This is a genomic window from Nitrososphaerota archaeon (assembly GCA_016872055.1).
GTDB lineage: Archaea > Thermoproteota > Nitrososphaeria > Nitrososphaerales > Nitrosopumilaceae > Nitrosotenuis.
Window position 1 is genome coordinate 21537 of sequence record VHBH01000005.1, and the last position, 21989, is coordinate 43525.

At 40.3% G+C, this 21989-nt stretch carries 23 protein-coding genes, 1 tRNA gene and 1 pseudogene; 12 read left to right on the plus strand and 13 right to left on the minus strand.

What is annotated here, in order from left to right; translation table 11 throughout:
* Window positions 1-2 precede the first annotated feature (2 nt).
* Both FJ354_04895 and FJ354_04900 read right to left on the minus strand, forming a co-directional pair.
* Window positions 3-764 carry an ABC transporter gene (locus tag FJ354_04895; GenBank protein ID MBM3905998.1) on the minus strand — a complete coding sequence of 254 codons (762 nt, stop codon included), beginning with the start codon at window positions 762-764 and terminating at the stop codon, window positions 3-5.
* A complete protein-coding gene (locus tag FJ354_04900) occupies window positions 748-1641 on the minus strand; it encodes an ABC transporter ATP-binding protein (protein MBM3905999.1) in 894 nt (297 codons plus the stop codon). Before FJ354_04900 ends, FJ354_04895 begins: the two co-directional genes overlap by 17 nt.
* A 120-nt stretch (window positions 1642-1761) precedes the next feature.
* Here FJ354_04900 and FJ354_04905 point away from each other — a divergent pair, with 120 nt between their 5' ends.
* Complete coding sequence (locus FJ354_04905; GenBank protein ID MBM3906000.1) at window positions 1762-3156, plus strand: single-stranded DNA-binding protein; 1395 nt, start codon at window positions 1762-1764, stop codon at window positions 3154-3156.
* On the opposite strand, the gene FJ354_04910 is transcribed toward FJ354_04905, so the two are convergent.
* A complete protein-coding gene (locus FJ354_04910; GenBank protein MBM3906001.1) occupies window positions 3153-5900 on the minus strand; it encodes a DEAD/DEAH box helicase in 2748 nt (915 codons plus the stop codon). The genes FJ354_04905 and FJ354_04910 overlap by 4 nt on opposite strands.
* Window positions 5901-6007: 107 nt before the next feature.
* Complete coding sequence (locus FJ354_04915; GenBank protein ID MBM3906002.1) at window positions 6008-6658, minus strand: AAA family ATPase; 651 nt, start codon at window positions 6656-6658, stop codon at window positions 6008-6010.
* A gap of 110 nt (window positions 6659-6768) precedes the next feature.
* Here FJ354_04915 and FJ354_04920 point away from each other — a divergent pair, with 110 nt between their 5' ends.
* Together FJ354_04920 and FJ354_04925 are read left to right on the plus strand one after the other, a co-directional pair.
* Complete coding sequence (locus FJ354_04920) at window positions 6769-7011, plus strand: ribonucleoprotein (protein MBM3906003.1); 243 nt, start codon at window positions 6769-6771, stop codon at window positions 7009-7011.
* Between the two features lie 9 nt (window positions 7012-7020).
* A complete protein-coding gene (locus FJ354_04925; protein MBM3906004.1) occupies window positions 7021-8178 on the plus strand; it encodes a methionine adenosyltransferase in 1158 nt (385 codons plus the stop codon).
* Here the strand turns inward: FJ354_04925 and FJ354_04930 are convergent.
* Window positions 8173-9009: an NAD-dependent epimerase/dehydratase family protein gene (locus FJ354_04930; GenBank protein MBM3906005.1), complete on the minus strand. Its 837-nt coding sequence runs from the start codon at window positions 9007-9009 to the stop codon at window positions 8173-8175. The genes FJ354_04925 and FJ354_04930 overlap by 6 nt on opposite strands.
* A 53-nt stretch (window positions 9010-9062) precedes the next feature.
* On the opposite strand from FJ354_04930, the gene FJ354_04935 reads away from it, so the two are divergent.
* From FJ354_04935 to FJ354_04955, 5 genes are read left to right on the plus strand one after another with little or no spacing between them, the layout of a single operon-like run.
* Window positions 9063-9500, plus strand: coding sequence for a hypothetical protein (locus FJ354_04935; protein ID MBM3906006.1), 438 nt, complete (start codon window positions 9063-9065; stop codon window positions 9498-9500).
* 39 nt (window positions 9501-9539) lie between these two features.
* A complete protein-coding gene (locus FJ354_04940; protein MBM3906007.1) occupies window positions 9540-10631 on the plus strand; it encodes a cobalt-precorrin-5B (C(1))-methyltransferase in 1092 nt (363 codons plus the stop codon).
* A gap of 36 nt (window positions 10632-10667) precedes the next feature.
* Window positions 10668-11723, plus strand: a complete 1056-nt coding sequence (locus FJ354_04945; GenBank protein MBM3906008.1) for a precorrin-3B C(17)-methyltransferase — start codon at window positions 10668-10670, stop codon at window positions 11721-11723.
* On the plus strand, window positions 11720-12472 hold the full coding sequence (locus FJ354_04950) for a sirohydrochlorin cobaltochelatase (GenBank protein MBM3906009.1): 753 nt from the start codon (window positions 11720-11722) through the stop codon (window positions 12470-12472). Before FJ354_04945 ends, FJ354_04950 begins: the two co-directional genes overlap by 4 nt.
* Complete coding sequence (locus tag FJ354_04955) at window positions 12462-13091, plus strand: precorrin-8X methylmutase (protein MBM3906010.1); 630 nt, start codon at window positions 12462-12464, stop codon at window positions 13089-13091. Before FJ354_04950 ends, FJ354_04955 begins: the two co-directional genes overlap by 11 nt.
* Here the strand turns inward: FJ354_04955 and cobB are convergent.
* On the minus strand, window positions 13088-14443 hold the full coding sequence (cobB, locus tag FJ354_04960) for a hydrogenobyrinic acid a,c-diamide synthase (glutamine-hydrolyzing) (protein ID MBM3906011.1): 1356 nt from the start codon (window positions 14441-14443) through the stop codon (window positions 13088-13090). The two genes, FJ354_04955 and cobB, sit on opposite strands and share 4 nt — an antisense overlap.
* A 62-nt stretch (window positions 14444-14505) precedes the next feature.
* On the opposite strand from cobB, the gene cobO reads away from it, so the two are divergent.
* The 3 genes from cobO to FJ354_04975 are packed head-to-tail and all read left to right on the plus strand — an operon-like array spanning window position 14506 to window position 16033.
* Entirely contained in the window at window positions 14506-15036 is a 531-nt protein-coding gene (gene cobO / locus FJ354_04965; protein MBM3906012.1) for a cob(I)yrinic acid a,c-diamide adenosyltransferase, read from the plus strand.
* A gap of 36 nt (window positions 15037-15072) precedes the next feature.
* Window positions 15073-15873, plus strand: a complete 801-nt coding sequence (locus FJ354_04970; GenBank protein ID MBM3906013.1) for a S1 RNA-binding domain-containing protein — start codon at window positions 15073-15075, stop codon at window positions 15871-15873.
* Window position 15874: 1 nt separating this feature from the next.
* Complete coding sequence (locus tag FJ354_04975; GenBank protein ID MBM3906014.1) at window positions 15875-16033, plus strand: RNA-protein complex protein Nop10; 159 nt, start codon at window positions 15875-15877, stop codon at window positions 16031-16033.
* Here FJ354_04975 and FJ354_04980 read toward each other — a convergent pair.
* From FJ354_04980 to FJ354_05010, 7 genes and pseudogenes are all read right to left on the minus strand, one after another.
* Window positions 16030-16506 carry a peptidylprolyl isomerase gene (locus FJ354_04980; GenBank protein ID MBM3906015.1) on the minus strand — a complete coding sequence of 159 codons (477 nt, stop codon included), beginning with the start codon at window positions 16504-16506 and terminating at the stop codon, window positions 16030-16032. The genes FJ354_04975 and FJ354_04980 overlap by 4 nt on opposite strands.
* 66 nt (window positions 16507-16572) lie before the next feature.
* Window positions 16573-18690, minus strand: a pseudogene (locus FJ354_04985) (hypothetical protein).
* A gap of 27 nt (window positions 18691-18717) precedes the next feature.
* Window positions 18718-19371: an MBL fold metallo-hydrolase gene (locus FJ354_04990; protein ID MBM3906016.1), complete on the minus strand. Its 654-nt coding sequence runs from the start codon at window positions 19369-19371 to the stop codon at window positions 18718-18720.
* Between the two features lie 19 nt (window positions 19372-19390).
* A complete protein-coding gene (locus FJ354_04995) occupies window positions 19391-19774 on the minus strand; it encodes a twitching motility protein PilT (protein MBM3906017.1) in 384 nt (127 codons plus the stop codon).
* Window positions 19767-21029 carry a translation initiation factor IF-2 subunit gamma gene (locus FJ354_05000; protein ID MBM3906018.1) on the minus strand — a complete coding sequence of 421 codons (1263 nt, stop codon included), beginning with the start codon at window positions 21027-21029 and terminating at the stop codon, window positions 19767-19769. Before FJ354_05000 ends, FJ354_04995 begins: the two co-directional genes overlap by 8 nt.
* Window positions 21030-21060: 31 nt before the next feature.
* Complete coding sequence (locus tag FJ354_05005; GenBank protein ID MBM3906019.1) at window positions 21061-21441, minus strand: 30S ribosomal protein S6e; 381 nt, start codon at window positions 21439-21441, stop codon at window positions 21061-21063.
* 198 nt (window positions 21442-21639) lie between these two features.
* Window positions 21640-21813: a zinc-domain-containing protein gene (locus FJ354_05010; protein ID MBM3906020.1), complete on the minus strand. Its 174-nt coding sequence runs from the start codon at window positions 21811-21813 to the stop codon at window positions 21640-21642.
* A 55-nt stretch (window positions 21814-21868) separates the two neighbouring features.
* Here FJ354_05010 and FJ354_05015 point away from each other — a divergent pair.
* Window positions 21869-21942: transfer RNA gene (locus tag FJ354_05015), tRNA-Gly, on the plus strand.
* Window positions 21943-21989 lie beyond the last annotated feature (47 nt).

Here is a 21989-nt window from a genome sequence, read left to right on the forward strand (position 1 = left end):
TTTTACAAATCTAATTTTGTGAGAAGTTTTATTGCAATTATAAACAAAATTGTTGCAACGCTGACTAGTACTACCATCTCAAGTATGACAAATTCATTAAATGTCCCAAAGATTCCCGCACGAATAATGTCAACTAGATACGTTAATGGATTTAGGTAAAAACCGGTTGCCAGAGGCTCTGGTGCTCCTTGTGCGGGATAAAATGCAGTGCTTACAAAGGCAAAAAATAGAAAAACCGTGTTGATTATTACGTTGAATCCCTCACTGGATCGAAGCCTAGTTGAAATTATTGATGCAATAGAGCCAAACAGAATAGAGCCAACAATGGAAGCAAAAACAAGAAACGGAATAGTAAGCAAGTTGAATTGGACTGATTTGAAAAATAATGGAAAACCAATCAATGTGATCAATGCAGCACTAATCAACCCAACAATAGCTATTGTGTAGATATTACTCAAAATGTAATGGCTGCGCTTAAATGGCCCAACCAAAATTTGCTCAAACATTCCATGTTTTCTGTCGTTCCAGATTATGATTCCAGAAACCAACGTACTGTTCATAATGTTAAAACCAATCATGCCAGATGCGATAAACGCTGGATAATCCAGTGATATTTCGCCGAATTGGACTGAATCGATTAATGTAGTATAAGCAAATCCCGCCACAAAAATATACACAATAGGAAATAATACCTGCCACACTAGGAATCCAGGATTCAGGGATATTGTCAGGTTTCTGTTTACTAGCCTAATTGTTGGATTCATTTGTATCCCTGACCATTTTAAGAAAGATCTCCTCAAGCGTAGTCGGCATTGCAGATAGATCCTCTATTGCAATATTGTTTTCAATTAGGATCGACAGTACCTGTGATAGTACAATTTCCGCCTTGTTTGACTGTATTATGATGTCCGTTCCAGTGTTAAAGTCAATGGTGCACCCAGATATTCCCGATAATAGATGTGATAACCTCTCGTGTCTGTCCAGAAGATGGATTTTGATTGTTTTTTCCTGTCCAAATTTTATTTTGAGCTGATCTGGAGTGTCTACTGCCAGAATTTTGCCCTTGTTAATTACTGCAATTTCATCACAGAGATATTCAGCCTCTGTTAAAACGTGCGTGGTATAGAATATGGTCAAGCCTGCATTTGCTTTTTCTTTTAGATAGTTCAATAGCCTACGCCTCGCGCTTGGGTCCAAGCCTACTGTTGGCTCGTCCAAAAACAAAAGTTCCATTTCGTGCATGAATTCACGAGCTACCTGTACACGCCTACGCTGTCCAATTGAGAGATCTTCGTTCTTTTTCTTTCTTATTTCTCCTAAATCAAACACATCGATTAGCTCCTCTGTTCTTTGTTTTCGGGTTTTTTTGTCCACGTCCCACATCATTCCATATTTTTCTAGAGATTTTTCCACAGATAAGTTTGGCTCATAGCTTGGTTGTTGCAGTACAACTCCTATCTTTTTTCTTACCTCTAGAGGGTTTTTGATCGCGTTTACTCCCAAAATTTCAATCGTTCCACTTGTTGGTGGAATCAAAGTTGTGAGCATTTTGATCGTAGTTGATTTTCCTGCGCCGTTTGGTCCCAAAAATCCAAAAACTGTACCTGGCTTGATGTCAAGATCTATTCCATCCACTGCCATTAGGTTCCCATATGATTTGAAAAGCGATCTGGTTGTAACTGACACTAATCTGCTGTAATCCCATCTCTTAATTTACATTAGTGAAATTCTTATTAGTAATCAAACTATGGATAGATCAAATTGTCTGAATTTGATGCACTGCTTTCCAAATTGCTGGAGCAAAAACCAGATCTCTCAAAAACTGATGTTGAGGCTCTGATCGCAAAGAAAAAGGAAAAGATCGGTGCTGGCTATCTTACAGACCAAGGTGCATTATTTTTGGTAGCATCCGATTTTGGCATTACAATCTCAGAGCCACCAAAAAGCGAGATTGCAATCAAGGACCTGCATGCAGGAGCAAAAGAAGTGACATTACAGACACGTGTACTCAACGTATCACCAAAGAAACAATTCTCAAGAAAGGACGGATCTCAGTTTTACCTTCGAAACATGACTGTATATGACAAGGACTCGGCAGTAGTAGTGAAGCTCTGGGATGAAAAGGCAAACTTACCAGAGATGACAAATCTAAGCCCAGGCGACTTAATCAAGATAATCAAGGCATATGTCAAGTCCGACCTCAATGGTCAACTAACAGTCAACATTGGCTCCGGTTCTAGTATAGAAAGAACAGAGACAGAAAGCGTAATTCCTTCCATTGATTCCATCACTAAGGATGTTTCTGAGCTAAAAGAGGGAGATAACAATGTGGTAGTATCTGGAGTGCTAGATGGTCCAATTACATTTTCAGAATTTACAAACTTTAAAGGAATGCCTGGAACTGCCTTGCGCCTCAGACTAAAGGGAAAAGACGATCGCTCCATGCGGGCAGTGTTGTGGAGCAAAACAGATTCAGAGATGCCAAAAGTCATTCCATCTGGAACCAAGGCAAGGCTCATTGGTGTCAAGGCAAAGATAAACCAACAGGAACTTGAGATTCATGGAAACGAATCAACCATACTGGATATTCAGGCAGAAAAACAAGTAGAACCACTGGTAATCAGAATTCTTTCTTCGAATAAAAATGAAAATGGGCAGAAAATGATTTTGGGTGTAGATAAACAAAGACAACTCTATAACATTGTCGACACTGCAAACATCACAGAGCAATTTTCGCAAGAAGAAGTACTAGAATGCATGCCATCTAAGCTTTATGGAAATAATGTCACAATAGACTCTGAATCATTTGTTAGAAAAATTGACGAGGACTTGCCAAAACTTGTGGATCTTCGAACCAAGATTACTGATATCAAGGCGGACAACAACACATATTGCATTGAGGCAATTATTCTAAAGGCGCCAGAGAGAAGAAACGTCCAAACAAAGACAGGAGAAACAATAACTCTTTCTGAAATGTATGTGGAGGACGACACTGCCCAAATTTGGCTCAAAGGGTGGAGAAACCAAGCACGATTATTAGATGAGTGCACCATAGGCGAGATTATCTCAGTTACCGGAGTCACTGCAAAGCAGGGTTTGGAGGGAAGAACTGAGCTGTTCTTGACTCCGTACTCAAGCATAAAGAAGAAAAACTAATCCCAGAATCCCCGCGTAGTCACGTACTGGCGCTCGGCCTCATAGATTTGCCGATACAAGGTTTCCTCATCAACCATATTTCTCAGGATTCTTGATGCAGTGTCAACTCCTACTCCATATCCAGACAGAACTATGAGTGCAGTTTTTCCAAAATTTTCTAAAAGTGACGCCGCCTTCCATGCACGGGAAAACTTGTGATTCTCATCTGGGGTGATCATTTTTCCTGCAGCCTTTTTTTGTACGATTTTTGTCAAATCATAGTCAGAATAAAATGTTACAGCGATCTGCCTTGCTTTGCAATAAGGGCAGATTGGGATGTTCTCTATTTCGTTTGTTTTCATTATTCTCTCCCATTTCCCACATCTAGCACAGATGAACCTGTGCGAGGTTTTGAGGAGACGTGCTTTTACCAAATCAAGTATACCTTTGTCAATGCTACTAGGTGATGAGTAATATTTTGTAGTATGATCCAAGATTGGATCGGCAAGCTTGGAGAATTTGTTTTGCTCAAGCCAATGGATTTGAATATTTTGGGATTTAATGTCATCTAGGATCTGTGTTGTCTTTTCCAGATCATACTTGTCATGGAATAATTCTCTCAAGGCTTCTTTTACAAGAGGGGTTTTGATGTATCTCTCAAAGAGAAATCTCGCTGACTTTTTTTCATATACTGCACCTCGTCCAACGACCCCAAATTTTTTTGCCACATTCCAGGTTCGCCAGCTTACATTATGTGTTCCACCTAATGACGCAGTGACTATTTCGTATAGATCGTATGTATCAACAAGAATTTGCTTTACATGATTTTCTAGGATTCGGCCCTTAGAGGATAAAACAATTCTATACGCATCTGATCGCGCATCTACCTGTAGTCCTGTCTTGGAAGAAAGCATTGATGAGAGTAGTGTGGCCAAAGTGGAGTTTATCTTTGTGCCAAAACAGCTATGAATCACTATCATCCCCTGTCCGCGCACGGATTCTACTACAATTGTTTTGTCATCAGGAATTATCGGCAAATCAAGTTGAGTGATAACGTTGTCAGGTAGAACTAGTGAGCCTGCACGTATCTTGCTTCGAAACTTGCCCACCTTTGATGTGGTTTTGTAGTCTACTGGAATATTTTCTCCCTCCCAATACGGTACCGTGATTCCACCTGAACGAATTGGTTCCACGTTTACTTTTAGTGAGGATTCATCGACGTTGATGATTCTCCACTGTGAGCCGCGCAAGACAAATACATTTCCAGGATCGCCAAAATCCCCTACAAATCTCTGATCAAGGCTTCCGATTATCTTTTTTGACACAGTGTCGATAACCTTGAATTTTAAAATGTCAGGTATGGTGGACAAATTTTCAAAATAATACCTATAGCACTTAGAGGTTTTCTTAAAGATCATCTTTTCCTTGTCAAAAAATATCAAATAGTTGGATTCTAGCAGCTCAACGACGCCAACCAGATCATCTATCGTAAGATTTCTAAAGAGAAATGAATTTCTGAGCAGTTCCAATGTATCGATGACTGACATGGAACCAAGCTGCATTGATAGTCCTACCAAGTGATGTGCGAGGACATCAAGGGATCCGTCATGGATCAGTTGATCTTCGATAGAACCTTCATGAATTCTCTCCAAGATTGCTTTTGTTTCTAGCTCATCGTCTACATTGTTCGTTACAATTAGACCTTTGGCGGAAGAATGCTTGTTGTGTTTGCTTCGACCTATTCTTTGCATGAATTTGGAGACCTGCCTTGGGGAGCCATAGTGTATCACAAGCTCAACTGAGCCAATGTCCAGTCCGAGCTCAAGAGATGACGTGCATACGACTAGTCGCGATTTGCCAGATTTGAGGTTGTCTTCTGTCTCTTCACGTACTTGTTGTGACAAAGAACCATGGTGTAATTCAACTGAGACGGGTGATTTTTCACGTAAAATTGATGCTAAAAATTCCGCTTCACCGCGCGTGTTTGTAAAAAGCAACACGGGGGAATCCAGATTTAGTTTGGCAAGATATTCTACTATAAAATCAGCCACATCGCTAATGGTTCCATTTACGTGTTTGATCTCTACATCATATTTTCGAATGGTGTTGTCACGAATTATTTGGTATTTTCTCTTGGTTCCAACCAAGAATTTCGCAGCATCATCTGTATTGCCAACTGTTGCGGAGAGGCCTATCCTTGTGATTGTGTGATTTGTGTTTATTTGTAGTCTTTCAAGACTAAGCGACAGTTGAGAGCCCCTTTCATTGGATAACAAATCATGAATTTCGTCAATTATGACCCATTCCAGCTCCGATAGTGCATTTAGCATTTTTTCCTGTGTCAGTAAAATCACCAGTGTTTCTGGCGTAGTAATCAAAATGTCTGGCGGCAGAGCGGTTATTCTTTTTCTGTCTGCCTGTGATGTGTCACCATGACGAATCTCTATTGTCAGGTTTTCTGATTCCGCATACTTGATTATTCTTTTGAATACGTCTCGATTTAATGCCCTTAGTGGGGTAATGTACAATGCCTTTATCTTGCCTGTCTGCCTGCTTGAAGATAGAAACGAAAATACTGGAATCACCGAACACTCGGTTTTTCCAGAACCGGTTGGCGCTATGATTAACGAGTCTTTTTTCTGAATTATTAGTGGTACTGCTTTTTTTTGGATCTCTGTTAGATTCGTAAAACCTAGGCTGTGAAACTTTTCTAAAACAGAGTCAAGTAGTTTGTTGTGCGTCTTTTTTTGACTTTGCTCGCTCATAGATCATTATTCCGACAACTCCAATTACAAACAAGACCACAGAAATCATAGGTATGGAGTCGAAAATTCCTGCCATGGCTTGTAGATGTATGCTAGAGTTAAATAGCTTAAGGCAGATCAGATAGGCCTTGTTTTGTTATTGTGTATAGAAAGCGATTTTTTTTCATTGGGTTAATTACTTGGCCTTCATAGTTTGCTTGCATTCTAGCAAGCTTGATCTTGATGTGCGTATATATCGAGATGATGGAATCCATGTTTTCTTGTTCAAGCTCGTCAACTTTTCGCATCATGTTTGTAATTACAATTGGAATCTTTGTTTGTGATGTGATTTGAGATAGTTTTTTCATGTACGTGGAAAATTGTATTGTCTTTTCAAGAATTTGTTCCTCTTTTGGATATTCAAACGAGAAAAGATCAGTGACATTATCAATTATTATTAGAGAAAAATCAGATTCCTGAATTTTATCAAGACTTTTTTGTTGTTCCATTACGTTTGTTATTCTTCCAACAGTGATTTTATCAAGAAAGTCTGCATTCATTTCTTTAAATTTTGCCATCTCCACTAATCGTTCGGGCCTAAAGTTTCCCGTTGTGTCCTGATAGAAGACTTTATTGTTCTCTGACATAGAATTCAATATAATTTGTAGTGCAAGCTGGGTTTTGCCTGTACCACTTGCACCAAAAATATCAGTGATTGTGGAGCTTTTCAATCCGCCGCCAAGAATTTGATCCACTTTTTCAAGTCCCGTTCTGATCATGCCAATGAAATCTACAAAAATACAAAAAATAAACGAATCCAGTATTTTTGCTATAAAATAGGTAAGGCTTTTATTCTGGTTACCAAGCTAGCAACTCAAGAGAACAACCATTGTCACAAGTAAGCGCAAAAAGACCTTTAACGACACTACAAAAAAGTACTAAAAAGAAAGTCACCGTACGACTAAAGAACGAGGTAGAGTACAAAGGTAAAATGGACAATGTCGATTCATACATGAACCTGATTATGACTGATGCTGAAGAAATGCACGGTGGCAAAATTATTGCAAATTATGGTAGGGTCATAGTTAGAGGAAACAACGTATTATTCATCAAACTAGAAAACGACCTGTAGGTAATCTTAATGGCACGAAGTTTCCTTTTTACTTCTGAATCAGTAACAGAAGGACATCCTGACAAGATTTGTGATAAGGTTTCAGATGCTCTGCTTGACGAATTTTTGCGACAGGATCCAAACTCACGAGTCGCAGTAGAAACAATGACTACAACTGGAATTGTCGTAGTTGCAGGCGAGGTAACAACCAAAGCAAAATTTGACATCCAAGATGTGGTCAGAAGAACAATTAAAGAAATCGGATACGACAAGCCGGAATATGGTTTTGATGCAGACACATGTAGTGTCATGGTTTCAATCCATGCGCAAAGCCCAGATATTTCACAAGGAGTAACTGCAACTGAAAACAAGGATCAAGGCGCCGGAGATCAGGGATTGATGTTTGGTTATGCAGTAAACGAATCAGATGAACTAATGCCATTGCCAATACTGATTGCACATCAACTTACACGAAGACTATCTGAGCTGAGAAAAAGCAAGGGATTACCATGGGTAAGACCAGATGGCAAGTCCCAAGTCACAGTAGAATATGAGGACGGCAAGCCAAAAAGAATAGAGGCCATAGTGATTTCAACTCAGCATGCCCCAGAAGTCACCAATGATGAGATAAGAAAGCAGATCATCGAAAAGATCATCAAGCCAGTTTGCGGTAAATGGTGGAATGACAAGATCAAAATTCACATAAATCCAACAGGACGATTCGTAATCGGAGGCCCACCAGGAGATTCCGGCCTAACAGGAAGAAAGATCATAGTAGACACATATGGTGGTGCTGGCAGGCATGGTGGCGGAGCATTTTCTGGTAAAGACCCATCAAAAGTAGACAGATCAGCATGTTACATGTGCAGGTACATTGCAAAAAACATCGTTGCCGCGGGTTTGGCAGAAAAATGTGAAGTCCAAGTTGCATATGCAATCGGTGTTGCAGAGCCAGTTTCCCTAATGGTAAATACCTTTGGTACAAGCAAAATCCCAGAGGAAGAAATCGAAAATCTCGTGCGAAAGCACTTTGACATGAGACCGGCAGTAATCATTTCCCAATTAGATCTAAAGCGACCAATTTACAAGGACACTGCAGCATTTGGTCATTTTGGAAGAACCGATGTTGCCTTACCATGGGAAAAAACAGACAAGGCGGATACTCTCAAAAAGGCAGCGGGTCTATAGTACAGGAAATCCTAGTTTTATTCCAGAGAGTTTTTCTAGTTTTTTGTGACTAGACGTAAAATCACCAATCATAATATTGAGATCATCAATTCCATATGGGATCTTTTTTGGGTTATTAAGTGCGGTAAAATAGGCCTCTTCCAGAGGAATTTTTTTAATTTTTACTTTTTTACCTTTGATGAATTTTTTTACATAGCTTTCAAAGCTAATTGTCCTTGGGCCAACCAGATCAACTATTTGGCATGAGAGTTTTTTGTTCATAACACAATTCAAAATTACTTTACAGACATCATGGATTGCTATAGGTTGTAGCCTATACAGCCCAGAGCCAGGTATTCGTATTGTCCCTTGCTTGATTTGCTTTGAGAGATTTTTTGATAGAGAATCATCTGTCCCAATAATATACGACGATCTAAGAATTGTATAGTCAAGACCTGACTTGATGATTAATTGTTCTGCCTTTAGCTTTGATATGAAATACCCAAATGTTGTAGTGTCACTAACTCCTAGACCACTTATATAAACAATTTTTTTTATGTGTGATCTTTTGCACAATCGAATGATTTTTTGTATTTGCTTGACATTGATCAGTTCATAATCGGCATCCTTGGTTTGAGCACCAATACCAATCAAGTGAATTAGTGCATCACATTTCATTTTAGGGATATCATCCAAATCTGAAAAAATAATGTTTTTTTCAGATTTGAAATGCATGTGTTGTTTTCTTGACAAGGAAATTACTGGAATGTTTTGATCTGCGAGAAATTGTCTAAGATTTTTCCCTACAAATCCGGTAGAGCCAGAGATCGCAATTGTGAGTTGTTTTGCCACAAACTAGGAAAATCAACTATAATTTTAAATGTTAAACCAGACTAGAATCATCATTGAATGTAGCTCAGTGCTATGAAATTTTCGAACTACAAAAAGATGCATCACATAAGGAGATAAAACAGGCTTACAGAAAACTGTCACTTAGGTATCATCCAGATAGAAACAAAAACAGCGATGCTGAGAAGAAATTCAAAGAAATAACGCAAGCATATCAAATCCTAAAGCTGGAGCGAAAAAAGAACAACTCTACACACAGAGACGTAGAAACAGCACAGACCGAGTTTTGGAAGTATTATGATAAGAAGACCTCTGAAGTGCATTTTGGTTATGAGGCATATAGAGAAGGACTCAAACGCAATTTTGGAGTCAATGTAGACGAGTTAAGAGAGTCAGAAGAGAGGCCGGTATCACATAAGATGACACATTTGTTGTTATATGGAGGTCTTGGCGCAATAGCAATGTGGATAATCATTTCAGAGATACTCAAATAATCCAATAAGAGTTATTATCCAAAAATAGAATTAGTCATTGTGACTGAAACTGAAAAACCTCGCCAAAAACTGCGAACAGGTTTTACTACAGGCACATGTGCAACAGCGGCTGCAAGAGCAGCTCTGATATCAATAATTACAAAAAAGAAGATCAATTCGATCAAGGTTTCACTACCAAAAGAAAAAGAAATAACAATCAACATTGAAAGCTGTGAATTTAGCGATATCACATCAAAATGCTCCGTGATTAAGGATGGAGGAGACGATCCAGATGTTACACATGGTGCAGAAATATTTGTCGACTTGGAAATAACAGACAACACAGGCCAGATCGAAATTGATGGTGGGGATGGAGTCGGGCGGGTAACAAAGCTTGGTTTAGGCCTCGAAGTTGGCTCTGCCGCAATAAACTCCACACCAAAGAAAATGATAATTCAAAATTTGACAGAAGTGGGAAAGGAAGTATTGCAAAAAAATGGAATAAGAGTTGTGATTTCTGTTCCAAAGGGAAAAGAGATCGCACCAAAGACAGACAACCCAAGGCTCGGAATTATAAATGGAATATCGATTCTTGGTACCACCGGTATAGTAATTCCATATTCTACAGCATCATTTGCTGCATCAATACGTCAAAGCCTTGATGTCAACGTTGCAATGGGAGACAACACGGTAGTTCTGACAACAGGTGGAAGATCTGAAGATTTTGCTAAAAAAGAGATCAAGCTGCCAGACCATTGTTTTGTTCAGATGGGTGATTTTTCTGGATATACAATTCAGCAGTGTGCCAAAAAATCAATCAAAAAGGCACATGTTGCCGGATTCATAGGTAAGCTAACTAAGATTGCAATGGGCGTAAAGCAGACTCATGTAAAGGGCTCCAAAGTAGACATGGATTTTTTGGCAAAAATGGCGCAGAAATACTATGCCGGTCAAGAAGTCATACAAGATATAAAAAAAGCAAACACCGCAAGACATGTCCAAGAAATCATAATCAAAAACAAGATAGGTGGATTTTTTACCGGTGTTTGCAAGGAAGCCTATGAGCAGATGCGCGCTCACTCTGAGAATAAAGTTGAGATTGACGTAATTCTCTTTGATTTTGATGGTCATACATTAGGTAGATATCCCTAACAAGAAAATTTATCTAGCAACAAAAAACGGCAAGACATGGATAAAGTTGCAATTTTGGCAATTACAAAAAATGGTATCAGGATTGCATCTACAATCAAACAATTTTTCCCAGGGTGGGAAATCTTTGCGCCATCAAAATTTCAGAATAATGCCATTTCTGCAACATGGTACAACGAGCAAACTTCGGTCAAAGTGGCAGAACTTTTTGGAAGATTCGATGGCCTGGTTTGTCTATTTTCCCTTGGTGCGGCAATAAGGCTTGTCTCACCATTTCTTAAGGATAAAAAAGTAGACCCGGCGGTAATAGTAATTGACGATAAGGCAAGTTTTGTAATTTCAGCCTTGTCTGGCCACATAGGAGGAGCAAACGAGCTAACAGAAGAGATTGCCAAAAAGATTGGCGCAACACCAGTAGTAACTACGGCAGCAGACGTAAACAAAACCATACCAGTGGACTTGGTTGGCCAAGAGTTTGGCTGGGAAATAGAGGACGATTCTAGTGTCACTAGAATCAGTGCCTTCATGGTAAATGAGGAAAAAATTGGGATATACCAAGAGGTTGGAGAAAAGAACTGGTGGAAATCAGAGTTGCCAAAAAACGTCACAATCTACCAAACAATCGATCAACTCATGCAATCAGATTCGAAGGCATATTTGATCATATCAGACAAGATAATTAGTGACATAATTGCAAAAAATTCTGTGATATACAGACCTAAGACACTTGTTGTCGGTATTGGGTTACATGGGGACACCTCAAAAGAAAAGATCAAAGAATGCCTCAACCTTACTCTGGCAAAACACGATCTCAGCGCAAAATGCATAGCAAGATTTGTTTCAATCAAAAAACCTAAAGACGTTCAAGGATTAGTCGATGCTGGAAAAGACATGCAAATACCACTAGAATATTTTGATAGGGAGGAGCTTGCCAGAGTTACCATCCCAAATCCCTCACAGATGGTGGAGGCCTATGAGGGAACCCCAAGCGTATCAGAAGCTGCCGCAATCAAGAGCTCAGGTGGAATACTAGTCGTTGAAAAGCAGAAATTCCCGCCAGATCTTACAATTGCAATAGCAAGGATTGAAAAATGAAGCGTGGACTATTACTAATCGATAGGGGAAGTAGAGAGCAAGAGGCAAAGAATGAGCTGGAATACATTTGTAAAAAGATCCAGCAAAAGAGAGACTATGCCTATGTGAATTACTGTTTTTTGGAAGTGGTTCCGCCGTATATTGAGGAAGGAATTACAAATTGCCATAAAGAGGAAATTGATGCACTGACCATAGTTCCATATTTTCTATATCCAGGAAAAAAAGTCAAAAATGCAGTAACAGAGGCCGCAAAACTTCAGGCAAAAACCAAGGTCAAGTTCGTGGTGACAAAGCCAATGTCCATGCACAAGAGCATGGTAGAGATTGTAAACTCCAAAATAGAATTGGCCTTGAAGAAAAACAGTATTGCACTATCAAATAACAAAGTGGATGTTTTGGTGATAGGTCATGGAAGCAAGGACCCAAACGCCCAGATTTCAATGAAATACGTAATTGATAATCTCAGACCAAGCTACAGAAATGTCGAACATTGTTTTTTGGAAATAGAAGAGCCAAACATTGCTCAGGGAATACAAAAATGCGACAAGAACAATCCCGAAGTCCTAGTAATTGTGTTTTATTTTCTGCATGAGGGGGCACATGTAAAAAGAGACATTCACCAAGATCTCAATCCAGCACTAGAAAAATCCACATTAAAAAAAACCATCATAACAGAACATATTGGAACAGATGATAAGATGATCGATTTTGTTTTAGAGCGAGTACGTGAGGCAGAGAATGCAAACTAGTAAAGGCCAATCAATAGAAGACGAAAGCATGGAGATAATAGAGCGTGAGATCGGCCCACACCCATACAAAGGACATGAATGGAAAATAGTGCGAAGAGTGATTCATTCTACTGCCGACTTTGACTTTGCAGGCAAAAATGGATTAGTTTTTCACAAAGATGCTGTATCGTCAGGCCTTGACGCCCTAAGATCATGTAAGAATATCATAGTTGATGTAAACGGAATAATCGGCCTTCTCAACAAGCAAAACTTGGCTGACTTTAAGACAAGCGTCATTTGCGACATTTCAAATCCAGTTGTTGTAAAAGAAGCAACAAGACTAGGTAAAACCCGTGCCCAAACGGCAATGAGAATTAGGGCAAAAGAGATGAACGATGCAGTGATAGCGATTGGCAATGCTCCTACTGCCCTCCTAGAAGTAATTCAGATGGTGAAAGAAGGAATAACAAAACCGGGCCTAATAATTGGCGTACCAGTTGGATTTGTCTGTGCAGCAGAATCCAAGGAAGATCTGCAAAAGATGGACATTCCGTTTATTACAAACAAGGGTAGAAAGGGTGGAACTCCTTGTGCCTCTGCAATTGTCAATGCTCTCTTTAAGATAATTCGAGAAGGTTAGGTTTTAGAAAATTTCATGCAATTATTTACAAAATTTTTAGCATGGGCTGCCCTATCAAAATAAAGATGCATGTATGACGCTAAAGCATTATCTTGGATCAGTCCGTCTTTTTTGTTTTTGATTCCAACTCCAATTGAAAGATCGTATGCAAATTTTGCATCCTTGGGTATTGAGCTTAGCTCGGAGTAATGGAATTCATGGCCAAACAATCTTGTTGAGCTTTTTGCAATTATGCAGTTTGAGACCACATTTGCTCTAGTATAGTTTAGTGTCATTTTCTTTTCCATGCTTGTTACGGCGTCAAATAATCCCACCATTGAATATTTTTTAGAATCATATTCAATTGATTTTGTAAGGTACATCAGTCCTCCACATTCGCCGTATATAGGCATGTTTTGCTCTGCTAGTTTCTTTATCGATTTTTTCATTGATTGGTTTTTTGCAAGTGGCTGTCCTAGCACCTCTGGAAATCCTCCTCCAATGTAAATTCCAGAGCATTCAGGCGGAGAATCATCAGAAATTGGACTGAAAAACTCTATTTTTGCGCCATTTCTACGCAGCGAATCAAAGTTATCATAATAATAGAAATTAAATGACTTATCAAGGGCAACGGCTACTGTTACCTTTGGCTTTTGCGGTTTTTGCCCAGATGGATTTGGTATTGTGCCGGCGCGATTTGCAATTGAGATTATCTTTTCAATGTCCAGATTCACAGAGATTGTCTTTGCAATTTTTTTGATTTTCTCCTTGAGATGCACCTGCTCTACTGCAGGAATTAGTCCTAGATGGCGTGATTCTAACAATAGTTCGGAATTTTTTGGAATGCAACCAAGAACAGGAATTTTTAGTGGCGCAAGCGCTGACCTGCACATTTCTTCGTGTTTTTTGCTTCCAAGCTTGTTAAGAATTAGGCCAATAATTCTGGAATTTCTATGGAATTTTACATAGCCTAATGCAGTTGCTGCAATAGAGCGTGCGGTTTTGCTTGCATCCAAGACCAAGATGACTGGCGACTCTAGAATTGTTGCAATATGATGTGTACTGGACTGGTTTGTTGCCCCGGAAAATCCATCATAATATCCCATCACACCTTCTATGACAGAAATGTCGGATTGGGAGTTTTTTGCAAAGCCCTCAAGTATTGCATCTTTGCCCATTATCCACGAATCTAGGTTTCTTGCAGTATTGCCGGATATCGCGGAAAGATACGTAGGATCGATGTAGTCAGGGCCAACCTTATACGGCTGAACCGAATATCCCTTTTGCTTGATTCCATAGATGATAGAGCAGGTAATTGAGGTCTTGCCTACACCACTTGTGGTACCCGCAATTACTATTCTGGGGATTTTCATTTTCTTTCTCTTAAAATTAGAACTATACCAATCTTTTTCTAGCCTAAAATGGTTATTTGGTTATGGATGAAGGTCTTGTAATTGTGTATACAGGCAATGGCAAGGGAAAAACCACTGCCGCACTAGGCATGGCACTTCGGGCAATAGGACACGATCACACCATTTGTATGATCCAGTTCATCAAAGGATCATGGCATTATGGCGAGATGAGCTCTTCCAAGAGACTAGAGCCAGAGTTTGAGCTAACAGCAGTAGGAAAGGGCTTTGTTGGTATTTTGGATGACAAGACTCCAAAAGAAGTACACCAAAAAATCGCCAAAGAGGCAATAGAGATAGCAAAACAGAAAATTCTTTCAGAAAAATACAACATTGTAATCCTAGATGAAATCAATTATGCAGTAAATTTGGAGCTAGTTGATGTTAAAGATGTTTTAGATTTGATAAAAATCAGGCCTCAAAAAGTAACTCTTGTACTGACTGGAAATCATGTAAAACAGCAAATAGTGGATGTGGCGGATCTGGTCACAGAGATGCGAGAGATAAAACATCCATTTCAGAAAGGAATCCGCGCAAAAAAAGGTATTGATTTTTAGACAACATTAAATTATGTAGCCCAAGCCAGAGCTGCATTGGTCACTCAAACTCAGGAGCTTCCAGAAATAGGTGAGATTGTTCTTGCAACTATCAGTAAGCTGACTGATCACGGAGCATACGTAACTCTGGACGAATATGATAACATGCAGGGCTTTTTGCACGTATCAGAGATTGCACCCGGTTGGGTTCGCTCTGTCAACAAGTTTGTGCGCGAGGGCGAAAAAAAGGTCCTCCTAGTAAAAAAGGTGAATCCCGGCCGATCCGAAATTGATCTTTCACTTAAACAAGTATCAAAGGAGCAACAAAAGAAAAAGCTTCTTGAGGTAAAAAGAATTGAAAAAGGCATAACACTGCTGGATGCGGTGAAGACGTCAGCAGGGTTAACAGACAATGACATTGAAAAGCTAGAGGATGCAATTTTTTCAAAATATGATTTTGTTTATGACGCGTTTTTGGATGTAGCGACGAAGGGAATTGTGGCACTAGATGAGCTCAAGCTGGCAAAAAAGACCGAATCTGCAATACAAGAGACAAGCTCCAAGATAAAGCCGCCATCTGTTGAGATACGCGGAATTTGTGAGCTGACATGCAGCCAGCCAAACGGTGTTGAAGTAATCAAGAACGCAATCTTAGATTCCATTGGTGATCAGACAGCAAGCATTTCCGTTACCTATATTGGAGCACCAAAATACAGACTAAGTGTCACAGGTCCAGACTTTAAGACAGCGGAAAGAATGCTCAAGCCAGTTCTTGACAAAATTCAAAAAATCATAGAAAAGAACAACGGCATCTTTAGCTTTACCAGAGAAGAGTCAAAAAAGACAAGGGAAGGATAACTTGAAGTTCCAGCTCCGCAAGTGCTCAGAGTGCAAAAAATACACATTAAAGGAAGAATGTCCCGCTTGTCAAGCAAAAACCATAACGGCTCACCCAGCCAAATTCTCACCAGACGACAAGTACGCTCGCTACAGAATAATGAACAAATTCAAGGACTAGGAAATTCTAATACTTTTAATTCGTGCCGCCTCAAAGTCAACCGGCCTGTCGTTCAGATCAGTTTGCAGTGATGCTATTTTGTCAACTACTTGTTGACCTTGAATAACTTTGCCAAATATTGTGTACTTGCCATCTAGGAATGGCGCATCGCCAGTCATAATAAAGAACTGTGATCCTGCGCTGTTGATGTCGGTTCCGCGCGCCATCGACACTGCGTATTTTATGTGCTCGAGATTACTAATTTCCGCATCTATGCTATAGCCTGGTCCACCAGTTCCCCATGTTCCTGGTGGCTGGTCCTTTGTATTTGGGTCTCCTCCCTGTATTACAAATGTGGATATGATTCTGTGAAATAGTGTTCCATCATAGAATTCCGAGTCAGCTAGTTTTACAAAATTTGCAACCGTGTTTGGCGCGATTTCTGGATTTAGTTCAACTACAATATCACCAAAGTTTGTCGATATTGTTGCAATGGGATTACTCGACTCTGGAGTTTCAATGGGGGTTATCGGTGTAGTGGCCGGTGCGATTGGAGCTTCTGATGGTACATAGTCCTTGTTTATTTCATAAATCAGAACACCGTTGATTGCTCCAGATTCTTTTATGAAAAAGCCAGGAGACAAGTACGCCAGCTTTAGTGGACCGTTTCCTTCTTTTGGATACTTGATGTCATCAAGATACACTGGGGTAAATCCCGAAACATAAGAGTCGGCTTGTCTCTGGCTTGCAAGATCAACATAGCCATATACAGTAAATGGTATCATTCTACCTAGTAGAGTGTTATTCCAAAATTCTGGAGTAGAACTAATGCCATCATCATAGAGAAATTGTTGAGAGTCAAAACCACCAATTCTCATAAACCATTGTTTTTTGCTCTCATCACCACCACCCTGGACAAAGAATAGTGGAGGATCTTCACTATTGATTCTCTGTGCTGCCACATAGATCAGAACATAGTCAGCGTCTATTTCTTGTAGTATTTTCCATCCTTGGTCAGGCGTGCTCAAAAATGCCTGAGCTAGCTGCTCTATTCTCCAATCAATCAAAGTAGAATTGTCTGCAACGGATTTTCTCTCACCTAGCGTCGTAATCCAATAACCATAATCCCACCATGACGCCACAACTGCATCATCTGGTGTTTTTTCCCTTAGCCAAGTCATGGCATCAAGCCAGTCATTTGTTGCAATTAAAAAGTTGCTTCCGCCGTTCAGTATTGTTGGTGGTGCCTTTCCACCATTTACCCAGTTTGCACTTGCTGGCACCATCAATGGTGTTATCAGAAATATTGTAATTACAACAAAAAATGAAATCTTGATCGTCGTTGGATGGGATTTGACTAGTTTCTTGCTTTCCTGCCTTACGGGTTTGAAAATTTCTTTTGTCAATAATGCAAGGCCGATAGAACCCAATATCACAAGTGCGAGAGATGAGAACAATTCTAGTCTGATAAATGCGGAGCTGATGTATACGCCAAGTAGGCCGAAGATTAGTGAAAATACTTGGACGTCTCTTCGCTGATTTGCGACATTTGTGAGATTCTTAAAGATAAGCCAGATCCCGATTCCGGCAAACACCATAAAAACAGAATTGAATAAAAATGACTGAAATATCGTGGTTGTGGCGTGCTCTGCTACAGAGTCAGTTAAAGGATCAAGTGTGGTCAAAAACGGATTTACTGCATTAAGGTATCTAAAGGCAGGCAGGCTAAACACGTTTGTAGAGAGTATTCCGACTCCGGCAAGTATTATTGCAATTAAAAACAACGCAGTATAGCGTTGCACCTTTTGCTCACCAGCAATTTTTTGGATAAATGATGATGCGATCAGGAATAACGTCGGGCCGATTATCAAAAGGCCGCTTGCCTTGCCAAAGAATCCAAGGCCTGGTCTTTCAAGTGGCATAAGAGAGATCGCCAGACCCAATATGAACAGAGGTATTACCCATCTCAGAAAATTCGTATCCTTTCTGGTAAACGGTAATGATAAGATGAAAAGTCCTATTGGAAGGACAAAAAAGTCGGTTCCTCCCCATGCCGAAAACGCAAAGCCAAGCAGTATTCCTCCGCCAAAAAGCTTTGCTGCAGCTATTTTATGTGAGGATGATTTTATTCCGCTCAAAAATAGGTACACTGCAAGCAATCCATAGAACAGACCCAATGGTTCAGACTTGAACCAACCAAGCGAGCCCCTTGTGATTATTGGTAACGATACAGAGTACATAAGTGCCGCAAACAAGCCAGCGGTGGTTCCGCCAATTACCCTGACGAGTGCAAATACAACAATTGCAGTTAGTGAGCCAATAACCAGAGGAAACACAATTGTAAATCCATACAAATCCCCACCAAATGCGCCATAAAGAACTGCAGTGGTAATATGTAACATGACCTGGGATGTTCCTGCAACATCTCGTCCAAACGGATACCAGCTCATGTCGTCGTGCCATTCAAAATATGCAGGGATTCCGTTTTCTACTATAAACTGGGTTGCTCTGTAATTGAAAAACGGATCAAACTCGTTTAGATGAAATCCGTACTCTGCTGGCTGGCCTCGGATCATTGCAGATATGGAAAATGATAATGACAAAACTCCAATTATGAGCAAGTGGTGTAGGTAAAACTCAAAGCTACCTACAGAGAATAGTCTTTTATTAGAAAGCAATTGTGTTTTTTGCCCAAAGTGCGTTTATTACTCTTTTGTGGGTATTTGAACTTGGCATGAGCTCACAAGTTTTTTGAAAGACTCTGCATCATCTTTGTTTCCAACAATGCTTCCATAATGCATCGGTATTGCAAGCTTGGGCTTTACTCCCAGAACAGAGCTAGCCGCCTCTTTTGCAGTCATGACGTATGTTCCACTTACTGGTACAAAGAACACGTCTGGTGAAAGTTCATTCATTTCAGGAATATAGTCAGAGTCTCCCGCATGATAAAACGTCGAATTGTTAATCGTAATGATGAATCCGACCTTTTTGTCCTGCTTTGGATGAAACGGCTGGTTTGTTTGCGGATTTATCTTGTCAAGATTGTACGCAGGAATTGCCCTTATCTTGATGCCGAAAACAATCTTTTCTTCGCCTGGTTCTATTCCAATTACCTGATTGCTATTTGCCTTGATTTGGCCTAGGCATTCCTTTGCTGCAATGATTGTGGTTTTCTCTGTGGATGTATTTTGCAGATCGTCATTGCTTAGGTGATCAAAGTGATTGTGCGATACTAGAATAATGTCGGCATTGATTTTTTTTTCTAGTTGGTACGGATCAATGCAGACAGTCAGATTATCATACGATAATGTAAATGTGTCATGGCCGTACCATTTGATTTGCACTCCATTGTACTCCATGGATATAATTCTGGAATAATCAAGTTAAACCTTTGCTGGCTTCAAGCACTATTCTGTTGTTTGCTATTGATATGACAGAGCCACCGTGGTTTTTAATTTTGTATTTTAGGGCCTTGTCTATTGTTGCAATTACGCCGCCTGTATCTTTGACATGAGACAGAATAGAGTCGTCTGCAAAACTTCCGCCAATTTTGATTGTCTGGAAATTCTTGATGTATTGGATGGTAGTTGTCGCCTCTTTGGTTTTTTCCTCTCTTTTTGCAAGATTTTTTAGCTCTGCAATAACAATATCTGGCACCAAAAACTGGATTTCTCCAATGTCTGTATCAAGTGTGGCCAGATTTTTGATTCGGTGATTAGCTAGATGGATTAGAAAGCTCGTATCGCATATTACCTTAACCAACTATTCCTGCACCAATTAGTCTCCATCTGTCCTCTATTTTGCGGCTCAGCGCAACATTACTTTTTTCAAAGAGGCATACTGGTCGCTTGAACTGTACCTCGATTTTTTCTGATTTGACTTTGGCTACTTTTGCCAAGACGGGGGCAGTGCCAATATTTAGTCGCAGTGACTCTCCTACCTGTATTGGTAGTACTTTGATGTCATTCATTGTTCCAACTGCGGAATCAAAGAGGCTTACCTCAAGTCGCGCATCGGATGCATTATCTGGTAGTGTTTCTGGCTTGCCAATGACGCTTCCGACAAACGAGTCGCCTCGCGTCATTGATGGATCGAGTTTAGTGCCTATCGCCACTAATCCTCCAGGCTTTACATTGTCTACAATTCCTGCAGCCGTACCCAAAGAGATGATTTGGGTTCGGATTGGCTCATAAGAGCTCTTTTTGGAGTTCAGGATTCCTGGTTTTATTTCGATTTCATCACCTATCGAGAATGTTCCCTGCGTGAGGCTTCCTCCAATTACGCCGCCCTTGATATCCTTGATTTTGGTTCCAGGCTTGTTCACATCGAATGATCTTAACACATGCATTACTGGCTCTTTGGATTCTGCCCTAGTCGGAGTTGGAATTGTTTCCTCTATTGCGCCAATCAAAGCATCAATGTTCAGTCTCGATTGGGCGGAAATTGGAATTATTGGGGACTTGGATGCCTTGGTTCCCTTCACAAACTTAACAATGTCAGCATAGTTTGCAGTCGCATCCTGATATGATATTAGATCAACTTTGTTTTGAATAATGACAATTTGCTGGATTCCAAGAATTTGCAGTGCTAGGAGGTGTTCTTTTGTCTGTGGTTGTGGGACTTTTTGGTTTGCCGCAACCAAAAGCAATGCCCCATCCATTAGTGCGGCGCCAGAAAGCATGTTTGCCATGAGGCTTTCGTGGCCTGGACTGTCCACAAAACTGACTACTCTGGACAGCTCGCTTTCCTTTCCGCAATTAGGACAGGTCGGCGTAGTTGAATAACCAAGTGGTACCTCGCACTTTTTGCACTTGTAAAATGCCGCATCAGAATAGCCAACGCGAATAGTGATTCCTCGCTTTAGTTCTTGGCTGTGAACACTGGTCCACTGGCCAGTCAATGCTTGGATTAGCGTTGTTTTGCCATGATCTACATGGCCTGCAGTGCCAATGTTGACACATGGTTGATGACCATATTTTTTTACATACCAATCAGGTAAAGTTTCACGCCAATGCAATGAAAAACTTCGAAAACTGTACTATGTTAAGTTATGCCTTGTTTTCCACCGGAGGTGCTTCTTCTATTTTGATCTCGCCGTCATAGGAGCAGTTCAGCTGATAGATCTCTTCGGAAATTGTATTTCCTCGGATCAGTCGTCTTTTTCTTTGGCCATCACTAACTCGTTTTAGGCCAACTCCCTTTGATATGAGGACCTGCTTTCTTGCAGAGCCGTAGATGTCTGCTCTCATTGGAATTCCGGATTTGTCGCTACCTCCAGTGATTCTAAGTTTTCCTGCAAGGCCTGCAATTGCCGCGTCAACCTCTCCGCCAAGATGCAATCCAATGAAGGTATTTGCCTCTTTGTCCTTAATCTCTTTGGAGACTGACTTTCCATTTTTGTCCGATATTGTTAGCTTAAAGTTAGCCAAGTATTGCTCAGTTTTTTTGGCCGGCTAATAAACCATGTGAAAAAATAAAAGCAAATGATCCGCAATAAACAATTATGAAAGAAGAAATTATGTGCCCCAGATGCAATAACAAAATGGACGACATGCAAGCATGCCACATGGTTTGCAGTAATTGCGGTGCGCACCTTGACTGCTCAGATAAGGGCTCTTTCTGGTAAATTATAATCCTGGCCTTTTTGGTAGATAATCAATCGACATGTTGACTGCCTTATCCTTCATTATTTCCAAATACGTGTCATAGTCGGCCTCAAAATTGCAGTGCGGGCATTTTACCCGCGTTACATCATCGTCTAGTATTGCAGTCCTGTCGCATTCCGGGCACTTGGCATCCATGGTAGTATAATATTCTCAAAACTATATTAACGCTAATTTGCAGAAACCGATCTGCGCGGTGTTAGTCCAGCCTGGCAGGACGTCAGCTTCCCAAGCTGAAGGTCGCGGGTTCAAATCCCGCACACCGCATTATTGATTCAGTATGTTTTGAGGGGAATTTTGGGAAGAATAATAGT